Annotated in this window: 17 protein-coding genes; 7 read left to right on the top strand and 10 right to left on the bottom strand. The window is 30.9% G+C overall.

What is annotated here, in order from left to right:
• Positions 1–17 precede the first annotated feature (17 nt).
• Positions 18–1106 (bottom strand): M42 family metallopeptidase, encoded by a 1089-nt coding sequence (locus tag V6251_RS10720; RefSeq protein ID WP_145001490.1) that lies wholly within the window; start codon positions 1104–1106, stop codon positions 18–20.
• A 120-nt stretch (positions 1107–1226) separates the two neighbouring features.
• On the opposite strand from V6251_RS10720, the gene V6251_RS10715 reads away from it, so the two are divergent.
• Both V6251_RS10715 and trhA read left to right on the top strand, forming a co-directional pair.
• Positions 1227–1898: a DUF4294 domain-containing protein gene (locus V6251_RS10715; RefSeq protein ID WP_341588217.1), complete on the top strand. Its 672-nt coding sequence runs from the start codon at positions 1227–1229 to the stop codon at positions 1896–1898.
• A gap of 10 nt (positions 1899–1908) precedes the next feature.
• Positions 1909–2535 carry a PAQR family membrane homeostasis protein TrhA gene (gene trhA, locus V6251_RS10710; protein ID WP_341588216.1) on the top strand — a complete coding sequence of 209 codons (627 nt, stop codon included), beginning with the start codon at positions 1909–1911 and terminating at the stop codon, positions 2533–2535.
• Positions 2536–2565: 30 nt separating this feature from the next.
• Here the strand turns inward: trhA and V6251_RS10705 are convergent, their stop codons facing one another.
• On the bottom strand, positions 2566–3435 hold the full coding sequence (locus V6251_RS10705) for an AraC family transcriptional regulator (protein ID WP_341588215.1): 870 nt from the start codon (positions 3433–3435) through the stop codon (positions 2566–2568).
• A gap of 196 nt (positions 3436–3631) precedes the next feature.
• On the opposite strand from V6251_RS10705, the gene V6251_RS10700 reads away from it, so the two are divergent.
• The gene (locus V6251_RS10700) at positions 3632–3910 is read left to right on the top strand and encodes a DUF983 domain-containing protein (protein WP_341588214.1); all 279 of its coding nucleotides are present in this window, start codon (positions 3632–3634) and stop codon (positions 3908–3910) included.
• Here the strand turns inward: V6251_RS10700 and V6251_RS10695 are convergent.
• The 3 genes from V6251_RS10695 to V6251_RS10685 form a co-directional block, all read right to left on the bottom strand.
• Complete coding sequence (locus V6251_RS10695) at positions 3907–4335, bottom strand: DUF4268 domain-containing protein (RefSeq protein WP_341588213.1); 429 nt, start codon at positions 4333–4335, stop codon at positions 3907–3909. The genes V6251_RS10700 and V6251_RS10695 overlap by 4 nt on opposite strands.
• Positions 4336–4410: 75 nt before the next feature.
• The gene (locus tag V6251_RS10690) at positions 4411–5082 is read right to left on the bottom strand and encodes a ZIP family metal transporter (RefSeq protein ID WP_145001496.1); all 672 of its coding nucleotides are present in this window, start codon (positions 5080–5082) and stop codon (positions 4411–4413) included.
• Between the two features lie 8 nt (positions 5083–5090).
• Complete coding sequence (locus V6251_RS10685) at positions 5091–5822, bottom strand: class I SAM-dependent methyltransferase (RefSeq protein ID WP_341588212.1); 732 nt, start codon at positions 5820–5822, stop codon at positions 5091–5093.
• Between the two features lie 169 nt (positions 5823–5991).
• Between V6251_RS10685 and V6251_RS10680 the strand changes: the two genes are divergently transcribed.
• Entirely contained in the window at positions 5992–7155 is a 1164-nt protein-coding gene (locus tag V6251_RS10680; protein WP_341588211.1) for a THUMP domain-containing class I SAM-dependent RNA methyltransferase, read from the top strand.
• Positions 7156–7226: 71 nt separating this feature from the next.
• On the opposite strand, the gene V6251_RS10675 is transcribed toward V6251_RS10680, so the two are convergent.
• Genes V6251_RS10675 through rlmD form a run of 3 tightly spaced genes read right to left on the bottom strand, consistent with a single transcriptional unit; the run spans position 7227 to position 9879 of the window.
• Complete coding sequence (locus tag V6251_RS10675; protein WP_341588210.1) at positions 7227–7970, bottom strand: DUF6048 family protein; 744 nt, start codon at positions 7968–7970, stop codon at positions 7227–7229.
• Positions 7936–8454: a DUF6452 family protein gene (locus V6251_RS10670; RefSeq protein ID WP_341588209.1), complete on the bottom strand. Its 519-nt coding sequence runs from the start codon at positions 8452–8454 to the stop codon at positions 7936–7938. Before V6251_RS10670 ends, V6251_RS10675 begins: the two co-directional genes overlap by 35 nt.
• Before the next feature lie 12 nt (positions 8455–8466).
• Positions 8467–9879 carry a 23S rRNA (uracil(1939)-C(5))-methyltransferase RlmD gene (gene rlmD / locus V6251_RS10665; RefSeq protein WP_341588208.1) on the bottom strand — a complete coding sequence of 471 codons (1413 nt, stop codon included), beginning with the start codon at positions 9877–9879 and terminating at the stop codon, positions 8467–8469.
• A gap of 185 nt (positions 9880–10064) precedes the next feature.
• Between rlmD and rocD the strand changes: the two genes are divergently transcribed.
• Positions 10065–11345: an ornithine--oxo-acid transaminase gene (gene rocD / locus V6251_RS10660; protein WP_341588207.1), complete on the top strand. Its 1281-nt coding sequence runs from the start codon at positions 10065–10067 to the stop codon at positions 11343–11345.
• 68 nt (positions 11346–11413) lie between these two features.
• Here rocD and V6251_RS10655 read toward each other — a convergent pair whose 3' ends face one another.
• The gene (locus tag V6251_RS10655; protein WP_341588206.1) at positions 11414–13210 is read right to left on the bottom strand and encodes a T9SS type A sorting domain-containing protein; all 1797 of its coding nucleotides are present in this window, start codon (positions 13208–13210) and stop codon (positions 11414–11416) included.
• Between the two features lie 208 nt (positions 13211–13418).
• On the opposite strand from V6251_RS10655, the gene V6251_RS10650 reads away from it, so the two are divergent.
• Positions 13419–13628, top strand: a complete 210-nt coding sequence (locus tag V6251_RS10650; RefSeq protein ID WP_341588205.1) for a hypothetical protein — start codon at positions 13419–13421, stop codon at positions 13626–13628.
• Positions 13628–14188, top strand: a complete 561-nt coding sequence (locus V6251_RS10645) for a Smr/MutS family protein (RefSeq protein WP_341588204.1) — start codon at positions 13628–13630, stop codon at positions 14186–14188. Before V6251_RS10650 ends, V6251_RS10645 begins: the two co-directional genes overlap by 1 nt.
• Here the strand turns inward: V6251_RS10645 and V6251_RS10640 are convergent.
• Complete coding sequence (locus V6251_RS10640; RefSeq protein WP_341588203.1) at positions 14185–15141, bottom strand: hypothetical protein; 957 nt, start codon at positions 15139–15141, stop codon at positions 14185–14187. The genes V6251_RS10645 and V6251_RS10640 overlap by 4 nt on opposite strands.
• Positions 15142–15199: the final 58 nt, after the last annotated feature.

The following is a 15199-nucleotide window of genomic DNA, read 5'->3' as shown; positions in this document are numbered from 1 at the left end:
CAAGTTTGACTGAGCTATTATTTAAAATAAGAAAATGTTTCGCCATCTTCAATTTTAAGTAATGTTTCATAAATTAATTTAATTACGTTTTCTACATCATCTTGATGTACCATTTCTACAGTAGTATGCATGTAGCGTAATGGTAACGAGATTAATGCAGATGCAACACCACCATTACTATATGCAAACGCATCAGTATCAGTTCCTGTTGCTCTACTTAAAGCAGCACGTTGAAACGGTATTTTATTATCATCTGCAGTGTCTGTAATTAAATCACGTAATTTTTGTTGTACAGCAGGTGCGTAAGCAACAACAGGACCTTTACCAATTTCTACATGACCTTGTACTTTCATGTCAATCATTGGTGTTGTAGTATCATGTGTTACATCTGTTACTATTGCTACGTTTGGTTTGATTGTTTCCGTAATCATTTGTGCACCACGTAATCCAATTTCTTCTTGAACAGAGTTTGTGATGTAAAGTCCAAATGGTAGCGTTTTCTTGTTTTCTTTAAGCAAACGTGCCACTTCAGCAATCATAAAACCACCCATACGGTTATCTAAAGCACGACAAACAAACTTGTCTCCATTTAAAATATGAAACTCATCTGGATAGGTAATAACACAGCCAACGTGCACACCCATTTTTTCTACCTCCTCTTTATCTTTTGCACCAACGTCTATTGTAATATTGTTTGGTTTTGGAGCTTCTTCCTTGGCTTTATTACGTGTATGTATTGCAGGCCATCCAAAAACACCTTTTACAATACCATTTTTAGTATGAATATTAACAATTTTACTAGGTGCGATTTGATGATCACTACCACCATTTCTTACTACATAAATTAATCCATTATCAGAAATATAGTTAACGTACCAAGAGATTTCGTCAGCATGACCTTCAATTACCACTTTAAATTTTGCATCAGGATTTATAACTCCAACAGCAGTTCCGTAGGTGTCTGTAAAAAACGTGTCTACATAAGGTTTTAGGTAATCCATCCATATTTTTTGACCATCCCATTCGTAGCCAGTTGGTGATGCATTGTTTAGATATGTTTCTAAAAAGTCCATAGACTTTTTGTTTAGTATGCTTTTTGTTGCCATTTAATTTAATTTTTGTCTAAAATAACAATATTCACACTTATTTAATAGTTAGCAATACGTTAATTCTTAATTTTACAGTATAAGTTTCCGTTTTGGAATAGTTTTAGTAGTTATTTATTTATGAAATACATCCTTTTTATATTATTATGCATACCTACTTTTCTTGTTGGACAAGAAGATAATATTATAGAGCAAGACTCAACAGAAGTTGAGTATATTATAATAGAAGGTGATTCAATACCTCAAAAATCTATTTATTTAGACGAAGTAATGATTTTGGATAAGCTTTCATTTAAATCTAAAGAAGACAGAAGACGTTACCTTATTTTAGGTCGCAAAACCTTAAAAGTCTATCCTTATGCTAAGTTAGCAGCGGACAGGTTAAATGCTTTAAATACAAGATTGCAGTCTTTAGATAGAAAACGTGATAAGAAAAAGTATGCTAAAAAAGTTCAAAAATATATTGAAGAAGAGTTTTCTGAAGAGCTTAAAAAGTTAACACGAACAGAAGGTCAAATTTTAGTAAAACTAATACATAGACAAACTGGTAAAACGACTTTTGATTTAATTAAAGAATTACGTAGCGGTTGGAGAGCTTTTTGGTTTAATAGTACTGCCTATTTATTTAATATCTCATTAAAGCGAGAGTATGACCCAGAAAATGTTGAAGAGGATTATTTAATTGAAGATATATTAATACGCGCTTGGCAAAACGGTCAATTAAAATTAGTAAAATCACCTTTAGATTTTGAATATTTTAAGTTGAATAATAAATGGTCAAAAACAGAATAAAATTTATAAAATGCGAAAACAAACTCCTTTTGAAGAAAAGCTAAACGCACTGACGCATGGTATTGGTGCTGTTTTTGGGATTGTAGCTTTAGTATTATTAATTGTTTTTGAAACCAAGAAAACCGAATTTAGTTTATTTAGTGTCGTGGTTTATGGACTATCCATAATAATCCTATTTACAGCATCAACTTTATATCATATTATTACTGACGAAAAAAAGAAACACTATTTTAGAATTGTTGATCATGTTAGTATTTACTTACTAATAGCAGGAACTTACACTCCTGTTTTGCTAATTACTTTAGAGCAAAGTTTAGGTTGGATGCTGTTTTATATTGTTTGGGGAATCGCTGCTTTTGGAGTGGTATTAAAATTGTTTTTTACTGGACGCTTTAACACTTTTTCAACTTTACTGTACTTAGTAATGGGTTGGTTAGTGGTTTTTGATTTTTCAACACTATCTAGTTTAATGGATGCTAATGGTATTCTTTTACTTATGGCTGGAGGATTATCTTATACAGTAGGAATTGTTTTTTATGCTATCGAAAAAATACCTTATAATCATGTAATATGGCATCTATTTGTGTTAGCAGGAGCTATTTGCCACTTTTTTATGGTGTTATTTTACGTTATTTAAACTTGTGTTGTTTAAAACATGTAACTTAACTTAGTATTGCTTTTTAAAAGCCATAGGTGTTACGCCTGTTTTAGACTTAAAAAATTTAGAAAAATAAGCGTAATCAGAAAATTCTAAAGTATCTGATATTTCAGTTAAGTTGCTTTTAGAATGTACAATTAGTCGTTTGGCTTCCAGTAATATCCTCTCAGAAATTAATTGACTAGTGGTTTTATTTAAGGTTTGCTTTACCACTCGGTTAAGATGTTTGGTTGTAATGTTTAGTTTATTAGCATAAAAATTAGGCAGTTTTTGCGTGTAAAAATATTGATTAATCAAGATTTCTAGCTGCTCTAAAATTTTAGAATAGCTAGATGTTATCAAGTTTTCAGGTTTTACATTTGCGGTATATGCTCTAGTCAAATCAATATAAATACTACTAATTATAGTAATTAGTTTTAATTCTTTTAATAGATTATTGCTAGAGTACTCATTGTACAATACCTCAAATTTAGTGTTTAAATCCAAAGTTTGCTGTGTGTCTAATTTTAGTGTTGGTGGATTTTGATAGGAGTAATAAAATGGAAAATTTTCCAATGCATGACTTAAAAAATTAAGATCATAAAAATCCTGTGTATGAAAAAAGATATAACCTTCCGGATTAGTGTCAAACTTCCAAGCGTGCGTTTGACCTGGTTTTAAAAAAAACACCTTACCAGGTAAAATACTATAGCTATTAAAATCAATTTCATGCGTTCCAGTTCCTTTGGTAAATAAGACACACAAATAAAAATTATGACTATGTGGTTTTGTTATCAAGTCTTTGTTTAACTGTATATGATTTAAAAAATCATTAACATAAAGGTCATTAAAAGTCTTGATTTTCTTAAACTGATTTATTTTTAAAACAGGAATTTTCATATAAAATGTCTTAAAAGTACAAAAAATAGCGTTTTTATTATAGGTTTAAATATATAACATATGCTTAATTTTGCCCTATAAATATGTTAGTTTTATGAATACCGTTTTAAATGTAATACAATGTAAATGTCCTAATTGTAAAAAAGGAAAAATGTTTAGCACTCGTGGAAATATATTGTTTTTTAAAATTCCTGAAATGAATACTAGATGTGAAGTATGTGATTTTAAATTTGAAAAAGAACCAGGTTTTTTCTTTGGAGCTATGTTTGTTAGTTACGCACTTGCTGTAGGACAAATGATTATAAGTTTAGTAGTATTCTGGCACCTAATAGACTTTTCGCCATTAAAAGTCTTTTTAATAATAGTATTAATCACGTTATTATTAAGCACCTTAAATTATAAAATTTCTAGAGCTATTTGGGTTCATATATTTTATAAAAAACCTTTAGAAAGTACAATTAACAAGGTGGACTAACCTTCAATAACATCCTTATATTCTTCAAAAAAAGCTTCTAGAAGCGACATATGTGTATTAAAAAACACCATAACTTCCTGCCATGTGTTTTTATTATGGATAGATACTTTGTGACCTAAAGGCACATAAATACGTGATATTTCTTTACCATTATCTAATAAAAATTCTTCATCATAAATAGCGTCAGGTAAGTAATCGTCCATTAAAATAGACTTTAAAGCCATTAGTTTTTCCCAATAATTAATGCGGTTTTCTAAGTCGTCTTCTAAGTCAAGCGCTATCAAGGCTTTTTTATTATCAAAATAAAACTTTAAGCTTAAGCCTTTTAGTTTAGTATTATATAAAATCCATTTTCTAGGAAATGACTTCCCAAAACTGGTCCAAAATAGTTCTTTAATTTGTCTAGATTCTTCTTTAGAAAACATAATTTTAATACATTATTGGATGAAATCTTTTTTGATATGATTTCAAAATTTATAAAACAGAAAACGTCTTTTATTTTAAATTAAATAAGCAATGACAATACCCAAAATAATGGTACTTAGTTTGGCTAAATTAAATTTATGACCTTCGCTACTTTCAAATAAAATGGTAGTACTAATATGTAAAAATATACCAATAACTAAGGCAGAAACTTCGTAATAATAGTTTTCAAAAAACTGAAATTGTGTTGATAAAAATACACCTAAAGGCGTCATTAAAGCAAACAATAATAAAAATAAAATAATTTTATTTCGACTTAAATTAGACGCTAAAAAAAAGGTTGATAATATAATAGCAACAGGCAATTTGTGGATAATAATTCCGTAAATTAAGTGATCATGAGCTTCTATTGGAATGCCTTCTAAAACACTATGGATACTTAAACTAATAAATAATAACCACGGAAACTCTACACTGTTTTTATTAATATGCACATGACCATGCTCTGCACCTTTAGAGAAAAATTCTAAAATTATTTGCAACAAAATACCAATCATAATAAACAACCCAATAGGCTTGCCTTGACTATTATAAACTTCTGGTAAAAAATGAAAAACAGTTATAGATAATAAAAAAGAACCACTAAACGCTAGTAGTAATTTAAGATTACGGTTATGTTTTGGTTTAAAAATTAGGACAATTAAAAAGCCTAAAACAACAGCAATAATTGGTAATAAAAAATTTTTCATGTCCTTAATTATTTAAAAATCATGATTAAACGTTCAGACGTTTTTTTATGAAACTTACTAAGCTTATAATCTCCAAAAACATCTAATAAATAAACACCAGCTTGCTCAAATAACGCCTCAAAATCTGCTAGACTAAACGCTTTAACACGTTCTTGAAATTGATAGTCTTCACCTTCAAAACTAAAGCTAATGTCTTTAATTATATAGCCATTTTCAACACGTCTTTTTTGTAAAAAGTCAATCCCTTCAACCGTTTTAGTATTCTCAGGCACTAAGTTTTCAATAATATATTCGGTATTCATAAAGTCAATAACACCAAAACCAAAATCGTTTAAATTTGCTTTAATCGCTTTTATCGTTGCTAAATTATCAGATTCATTTTCAAAATATCCAAAACTGGTAAATAAGTTAAACACAGCATCAAAAGTTTCGCCAAAAGGCTGACACATATTATGTACCTTAAAGTGCAAGCTATCGTTTTCAAATTGTTTGGCGTAATTAATACTGTTTTCAGACAAATCTGCACCTGTAACATTGTAACCAATCGAGTTTAAATACACAGCATGACGACCTTTTCCGCAAGCCAAATCTAAAATTTTTCCTTGTTCCGGAATATTCAAATAATCCGTTAAATTGGACATAAAAGCCTCAGCTTCAGTATGATCTCTGTCCTTGTAAAGTATGTGGTAAAATGGACTATCAAACCAAGATGCGTACCATTTATTTTCGTTTTTATTCATATATTATTTTTGGGGTTTAAACTTCCGCTTAATCTCCAGTTTAACAGGCTCTCGCAACTCGCTCTCTGCGAGGAGCTCAAACAAATTGCTCCATCCTTAACCCATTTATTTATAAAGGTTATATTTCCGACAAAAATAGAGTATTTTTGCAAGGTAATAGACGAAAAGAATGGAAGAAAATTTCAATATGGTTGCCAAAACTTTATTTGGCTTTGAAGAGTTACTATCAAAAGAGCTTAGACAACTTGGCGCACAGAACATTAAAATAGGTGTGCGTAATGTTAGTTTTTCTGGTGACAAAGGGTTTATGTATAAAGCAAATTTAGCTTTACGTACAGCCACGAAAATATTAAAACCAATACATAGCTTTAGGATAAAAACTGAGCAAGATTTATACGATCACGTTTACAAAATGGACTGGACGCCTTATTTAAAGCCTACAGGTACTTTAGCAGTAGATGCAACAATAAACTCGACTGTTTTTACACACTCGTTATATATTGCTCAAAAAACTAAAGATGCTATTGTAGATAGGTTTAGAGATGATACAGGTGAGCGTCCAAGTGTAGATCTAAAATTTCCGGATGTAAAAATTAATGTCCATATAGATAGAGAACAATGTAATATCTCGTTAGATTCTTCTGGAGATTCCTTACACAAACGTGGTTACAAATTAGCAACTAACATTGCACCAATTAACGAAGTTTTAGCAGCAGGAATTATTATGTTGTCAGGTTGGGATGGACAATCAGATTTGATAGATCCTATGTGTGGTAGTGGTACCATTTTAGCCGAAGCAGCAATGATTGCTTGTAACATACCACCAAATTTAATGCGAAAAGAGTTTGCTTTTGAGCGTTGGAACGATTGGGATGTTGATTTATTTGAAAAAATAGAAGAGTCTTTAATTAAAAAAACTAGAGATTTTCATCATAAAATAATTGGTTATGATAAGTCACCAAGTGCTGTAGCTAAGGCTAAAGAAAACATTGCAAATGCACATTTAGAAGATTTTATAACTATACAACACGAGGACTTTTTTAAAACCCAAAGAGGAGGAGAGTCTAAACTACATATGGTCTTTAATCCACCTTATGGTGAGCGTTTGGATATTGAGATGGAAAGTTTTTACAAAAACATTGGAGATACTTTAAAACAAAATTATCCTAATACCAATGCTTGGTTTATAACTTCAAATTTAGATGCTTTAAAGCATGTAGGTTTACGACCGTCTAGAAAAATCCATCTTATGAATGCGATGCTAGACTCGAGATTAGTTAAATACGAGATTTATGCTGGAAGTAAAAAAGGGAAGTACATGGATAAAGACTAATGAAAAAACCGCTTAAGTATAAATATTAATTTAAATCTTAAGCGGTTTTTTTAATTGTTGTAATTATGATATTATTCCTCGTCTTCGTTTTTTACTGTTTTGGATTTATTCTTTTTAAATAAAGGTATTAAATAGGATATACTGTAGCCATATCCAACACCAATACGACCAGAATCAAAAGTTTTATTAAATCCTGGAACAAATAAATTTTCAAAACCAACAGGTTGATCTTGCGTTATCATACCTTTTAGTTGTGCATTTATTCCAAAATATAAGTTGTTTAAAACTTCAGCTTTAATACCAATAATCAATTCAAACCATATGGCAGACAGTCCACTGTATTCTTCTGTTTCTGTACTAGAAAATTGAGGTTGCCAATATTGATCAGTGTTATATATTGTGTAATTATTTCTGGTTTGACTAAATGTACTTGCACCAAGTCTAAACCCAGTGTAAATCATGTTGTCTAAACCATCCCAGTTGTTATGCATATTATAATCAACACCTGCTTTAAAGTAGCTACCTTTAGCAGTGACGCTTAAATAATCATTAGATGTGATTTTTTCTTCAGTACCAATTTCTCCAGCTAAAAACCAATCTCTAGTAAGTCTATAGTCCGCGTTTAGTTCAAACCCAGAATAATCATCATCTAAAGCAGTTCTAATTAACTTACTAGCGTCAGTTCCTATTCTTAAACCGTATTTTAACTTGACTGTATCTTTTTTTATAGTAAGTTCTTCCTCTTGTGCTTGCAGTGAGAAACATAAGCACAATAAAAGACTAATGGTTAAAGTAATAGTGTGTTGTTGTTTCATCTTCAATTGTTAAATTATCGTTTTCTGGTTGCGCAAGTATTATCCAATTTCCGTCTGTTCCGCCATCTATAGCTACTATTACGTTATTAAATATGGTTTTATAACCGCATGCTCTAGAGACGTAAACATCTTCAGTTTCATAAGTTATTGTAACAGTATCACTATTACCAGAGGTAACATTACCATCCGTATCTAAAACGGTATCACTAATTAAAATATAGGTTGTGCTATTTTGATCAGTTCTAAGCGGTAAAATTAATTCGTCTTCATCTACAACACTATAACCAGGTAATACATTGTCATTATCTAGACCAATTACATATAAATTATTTACAGTTTTTGGGTTTTCTGGCAAAGCATTATTAAAAAAGCCAATAATTAGACTAGGCGTTGTAGGTGTGGTTTCTGGACACAAATCGTCACGTTCGCAAGTCAAAAGACTTATGCAACAAATTGTAAGTAGAATTAATTTTATTTTTTTCATAAACTTAAAAAACTATTTCTTTTCTAAAAGTACAATATTTTCAACATGATGTGTTTGCGGAAACATATCTACTGCTTGCACTTTAGTTATTACGTATTGCGCTTTCATTAAAGCCAAATCTCTTGCTTGTGTTGCACTATTACAACTTACGTAAACCACCTTTTTAGGTGCTATGTTTAATATTTGTTGTACAACATCCTTATGCATACCATCTCTTGGTGGATCTGTTATAATCACGTCAGGTTGACCATGTGTATTAATAAACTCTTGATTAAATACGTTTTTCATGTCTCCTACAAAAAACTCGCAATTTGTAATATTATTGCGTTTAGCATTTTCTTTTGCAGCACTAATAGCATCTGGAACAGCCTCTACACCAACTACTTTTTTTGCTTTTTTAGACACAAATTGTGCAATAGTACCAGTACCTGTATATAAATCGTACACTAGTTCGTCTCCATTTAAATCGGCAAATTCACGAGTTAATTTATATAATTCAAATGCTTGATTAGAATTAGTTTGGTAAAAAGATTTAGCATTAATTTTAAATGTTAAACCTTCCATTTCTTCAAAAATATGGTCTTCCCCTTTATAGCAGATCACATCTTGATCGTAAATAGTATCATTAGCTTTTTCGTTAATAATATATTGTAATGAAGTAATTTCAGGAAATGTGTTAGCTACATAATCTAATAATAGTTCACGTTTAGCTTTATCTTCTTTAAAAAACTGAATAACAACCATAATATCCTTAGTTGAGGATGTACGAATCATCATGGTACGAAGCAATCCAGTTTGATTTCTAGTATTAAAAAATTCTAAATCATTTTTAATCGAAAAATCTCTTACCGCGTTTCTAATAGCATTAGAAGGATCTGCTTGTAAATGACATTTTTTAATGTCTAATATTTTGTCCCACATTCCTGGAATATGAAAACCTAAAGCATTTCTATCGCCTAAATCATTCTCTGACTGTACTTCTTCTAAAGTCAACCACCTAGAATCACTAAATGAAAACTCCATTTTGTTTCTATAAAAATACTGCTCAGCAGAACCTAAAATAGGTGTTACTTCAGGTAACTCCAAATGACCAATCCTTGTTAAGTTATTAGTAACTTCTTTTTGTTTGTAAAACAATTGATGCTCATAACCCATGTCTTGCCACTTACAACCACCACAAACACCAAAATGTTGACATTCTGGAGTAGTTCGTTTATCACTAAGTTTATGAAACACGGTAGCCTTACCTTCAAAATAAGCCTTACGTTTTTTAAATGTTTGTACATCGACAATATCTCCTGGTACTGCATTAGGTAAAAATATAACGCGTCCATCAGGTGCTTTTGCTACAGTTTTACCTTTTGCAGCTGCATCAATTACCTCGACATTGGTAAATATTTGTTTTCTTGTATTTTTTCTAGCCATGTGGCAAAAGTACTTTCTTTTTTATTAGTAAAAAACTACACACAATAATTTTAATTAGCAAGTTATATTTATTAATTTGCAACTTCTTAGGGATGATTTCTCTCCCACGCTGAATTTTCGAGCTTTCGAAAGGATAAAGGTACAGAAGGAATGGCTACTTTATAACTTTTTAAATAATAAAAAAAATGGCTGTTTTAAACCAATTAACGTCGCAAGAAGCGATGGACTTAGAAAACAAATACGGAGCACACAATTACCATCCATTACCAGTTGTATTAAGCAAAGGTGAAGGTGTATATGTTTGGGACGTAGAAGGAAAAAAATATTATGATTTTTTATCTGCATACTCTGCAGTTAATCAAGGACATTGTCATCCAAAAATAGTAGGAGCAATGGTTAAACAAGCACAAACATTGACGTTAACATCACGTGCTTTTTATAACGACATGTTAGGTAAATTTGAAAAATTTGCAACAGAAACGTTTAACTACGATAAGTTATTACCAATGAATACAGGTGCCGAAGCAGTTGAGACTGCTTTAAAACTATGTAGAAAATGGGCTTATGAAGTTAAAGGAATTGACGAAAATGAAGCTGAAATTGTTGTTTGCGAAAATAACTTTCATGGTCGTACGACTACAATTATATCGTTTTCTAACGATCCTGTAGCACGTAAAAACTTTGGACCTTATACTAATGGATTTATTAAAATTGAATACGATAATCTTCAAGCTTTAGAAGATGTATTAACAAGTAACAAAAATGTTGCAGGTTTCTTGGTTGAGCCAATCCAAGGTGAAGCTGGAGTTTATGTACCAAGTGAAGGGTATTTAGCAAAAGCAAAAGCATTATGTGAAAAACATAACGTTTTATTTATTGCAGATGAAGTGCAAACAGGTATTGCTAGAACAGGACGCTTATTAGCAACTTGTGGTAATTGTACTTGTGCTGACAAACATTGTTCTGGAACACCTGAAGTAAAAGCAGATATTTTAATTTTAGGAAAAGCGTTATCTGGTGGTGCATATCCTGTAAGTGCTGTATTAGCTAATGATAATGTAATGAATGTTATTAAACCTGGTAATCATGGTAGTACTTTTGGTGGTAATCCTGTAGCAGCTGCAATTGGTACTGCAGCTTTAGAGGTTATTAAGGATGAAAAGTTAGCACAAAACGCTTTTGATTTAGGAGAATTATTTAGAGCTGAATTATCTAAATTTATCGAGACCTCAAATATTGTAAACTCGGTTAGAGGTAAAGGGTTGCTTAATGCTATTTTAATTAACGATACAGAAGATAGTGACACTGCATGGAACATATGTATTGCTTTACGTGATAATGGTTTATTAGCTAAACCAACACACGGAAACATTATTAGATTTGCGCCACCATTAGTAATGACTAAAGCGGAATTATTAGATTGTGTTAGTATTATTACAAGTACTTTAAAACAATTTGAAAAGTAATTTAGTACGATTTGAAATAAAAAAAGACTGTCATTGACAGTCTTTTTTGTTTATAAAATATTTTTAATCTATTTATTAGTTATGATTACTTTTTTACTAATTGTACTTCCATCTTTAGTTTCAATTTTAGTAACATAAACACCATCGCTTAAGTTTTTGGTCGAAAAAGTAACTCTTGTTTTAGTTTCAATATCTGATTTGTCAAAAATCTGTTTTCCAGTAATATCAAAAAGTTTTACCGATTTTAATGCAATAGCATTAGGGTTTTTAATAATTAGTTGGTTTAATTTATTTTCTTGAAGAATTACAAACGAAGCTTCATCAAATGTTTGGTTAGATAATGTTTGTGCTTCTTGAAAAACAATCTCAAAACGTTCATTATAGTTTCCTTGTGGTAAGCTTACTTCAAAGTCTTGCACTTTTAGGTTAATGTAAAGGTTTTGTGCTTTATCATGTAAAAAAATAGGTTGTGAACTTTCAAAATTTTGAATATCAAATATTCTAAACCTAATTAATTGTTGATTATCTAGTTTAAGACCTATCGGTATAGTCAATTCAACTTCAAAGTTATCTGCTTTAGTATTGTAAGCCTTTTCATTTTGTATCCAATTAGCATCAGTATTTAACGCAGAAAACACCTTACTTTCCAAACCATAATCAAAATTAGGTGTTGCAGTTTCATGAAAATTATGTAGTAACTGTCTAGTATAAAGATTGTTAAAATCAATATTTAATCTAAATCTTTTGTAGTCGGAAGGTAGTATTTGTAATCCATTACTATCGTACTGGATTTCGTACACTTGGTCTTCATTATTTGTTTGATTTTGGACTGAGATTCTATAAAACTCACTGTTGGTTGCAGATTCTCTGTAAAAAACACGATGACTATCAGAGGTTAAAAGTGATCCAGTAGCTGCACCTTTTACCATAAAACCTTGTCCAATTGGTATATAGCGTCTGACTTGTTTTCCTGATGTTGACGAAGTACCTGTAGTGTTTAATGTTCCGTCAGAATTGTAAGCGTTAAAGGTTGGAGGTACATAAGATCCAACAGTTCCGGAAGCGGTAATAGTAAATGACCCATATCCACCTCTGTAAGCCTCTAAAATATGAGAGCTTATCGTTTGGTCTTGTTCCCAAAAATAAAGTGTACCAGAGTCCAATAAAGGCGTATTATTAGCATCATGTATAAAAGCACGAGCATCTAAAGCAGAAGGATAAGGGTTACCAATTAAGGTTTCTTGTCCTAAAACAACAGCTGTATTAATTTCTCCTTCGTTAGGTTTACCTCTAAAATCATATTGCTGACCAGCAGCAGCAGTTGAGCCTATGGTTCCTTTCATGGAAAAACCATATCCAGCATTTACTGTTCCTGATTGACCTACAAAATCCCAATCGCTATAAGCAGCTCCTGGATTATATTTCCAAAGCCAATAACTTTCTATATTTAAAGGACTACTTGTACCATTATAACCAGACGTACTGTAACCTGCTAAGTTACTGTTGGTTAAATCTACTATATCAAAAATGTTTTGATTGGGTATAAAAGGAGTGTTTCCAGTGCTATTTGTAGCAACATTTCCGACAGGAGAGGACCAATAATTATAAGCGTAATTATTTACAGTACCTTCTTGATAAACACTAAGTCTACCTAAGCCAGAATTACCAGTATTACCAGCACCTTGTATTATTTGTGCTTCATTACGTAAATATAGGTTGGAGTTTACTTCTTTTAAATTAATATCATCCTCGACATAAATTACTACGTCATTTCCAAAAATGTAGGAATCGTTTCTAACCGTAAGCTGCGCAAAGGATTGTTGGCCGAGTAAAGTTAGTATTAATAGGTAGAAAGTAGGTTTCATATTCTATTTTTTGACAAAGCTAAAGATTTAAGTTAAACTATTGTTATAATAAAGATTAATTTAACATTGTTATTTGTTCATTATCAGGTTTTTAAAGGTGTAGTTTTTTTCTGTCTTTTTTAATAAATCAGTTAGTATTTAGATTGTTTTTTTTATCAAGAAATAAATAAAAGTTTAAATTTGCGACATATAACTTGAATACTAAACTATGTTTAAATCGCCTAAAATATATTACTTTTTAATTGTAATTGGTGCTGTAGTAGCGATATATGCTAATGCCAACGAGGAACAAAATATTCTGGTATTAATTGTTGGAATTATTGTTTTGATGTTTGGTCTTTTTAAAGTTCAAGCTACCATACCTAGTAAAAGGGAAAAAGAATCGTTTGTTGAAACGGAAACAAGTGACGAAAAATAATGAAATTTAAAATAGGAGATACGGTAGATGTTTTGGATGATGTTTTATCTGGAATTGTAACCTTAATAAAAGGAGATGTTATTACTATTGAAACCAATGAAGGTTTTGATTTAGATTTTAATGCATCAGAGTTAGTCAAAATTAAATCATCTACGTTGAGAGATAATATTTTTGACTCGGCTTCCATTAACGAAGTTTTATCTGAAAAAACTGAGAAAAAGCGTCACTCTACCACAAAAGTTAAAGCTAAAGAGCGTTATCAACCTACCATGGAAGTAGATTTGCATTTGCACCATTTAGTGGATAATGAAAGAGGCATGACTAGCTACGACAAACTGTCAATACAGTTAGATACTGCAAGACAACAATTAGAATTTGCGATAAGAAAACGCATCCAAAAAATTGTTTTTATTCATGGCGTTGGAGAAGGTGTATTAAAAATGGAATTAGAAACACTATTTAGCAGATACGATAAAGTAAAGTACTATGAAGCCGATTATAAAAAGTATGGTTTAGGTGCAACAGAGGTATATATCTTACAAAACCCAAATACAAATTAAATAAATGGTGGTGTTAACGTTCTTGTAGTTGATAAAGAGGAGTCCTCTAAAGTTCCAAAAACAGTTTCTTCATATAATATTGTAGGAAACTCAACACCTTCTAAAATTAAAGTTATAGTAAATGTTTGTGTGATAGTATGACTTCTAAATGATGTTGGCGCATTATCGTTGGTGTAATCAGGATTTAAATAATCTGCAACAGTGCTACTACCTGAAACATCATTAGTTGGATTATTATCAAAAGAATTAATTTCTTCATTTCTAGTCGGTATACCATCACCATCATCATCATTATCTAAATAGTTAGGGATGCTATCTCCATTAGGTAAATCTAAATCTGTATTTGTAGCACTTAAATTTAATTCGGCTAATGTCATACCTTCAACATAATTTACACCTTCGCTTATTGTTAAGACGTTGTCTCCATCATCATCTGCATCTAAAAAGTTAGGTAAACCATCCTCATCTGTATCATCATCATAAAGGTTTCCGTTACCATTTAAATCTTCCAATGCTGCAGGAATACCATCATTATCATCCTCTAATAATTCCATTGTAAAATAGGCACTACCACTACTAGCTGTAAACTCTTCAGTTATTTGTATCCCACTTGGTGGTACATCATTGCAAAAAAAGTTGGAGGGATTGCTAGTATAACTTCTAAATTTAAACAAATTAGCAATACTAAAATCAGTAGTTTGTTCAGCAACTAAATTAAGTAACAAAGCATTGTCTGGATCGGCTTCGGTTTCAATTAAATCTGCAATTGTAAAACCAGGCTCTGTAAGTTGTATGGATAAGGTTTCGTTAGGATCCGTTTTTACTTTGTAAAGTACCAAATCACCACACGTTTGAAAGGTGTCTCCAAATTCTAACTCAGTAGTTATAATATCTCCATCATCACATGATAAAAAGCTTAAAAACAAGGTAAATAAAACAGAAATTTTACGCATTATAATTTAATTTTGAAAGACAAAAATAATAGAATTGTCAAACTTATAACGCTGCTTA

The sequence above is a fragment of the Olleya sp. Ti.3.14 genome (assembly GCF_038154885.1).
Classification (GTDB): Bacteria; Bacteroidota; Bacteroidia; order Flavobacteriales; family Flavobacteriaceae; genus Olleya.
Note: the sequence above shows the minus strand (reverse complement) of the source record. Positions and strands in the feature narration are given on the sequence as shown.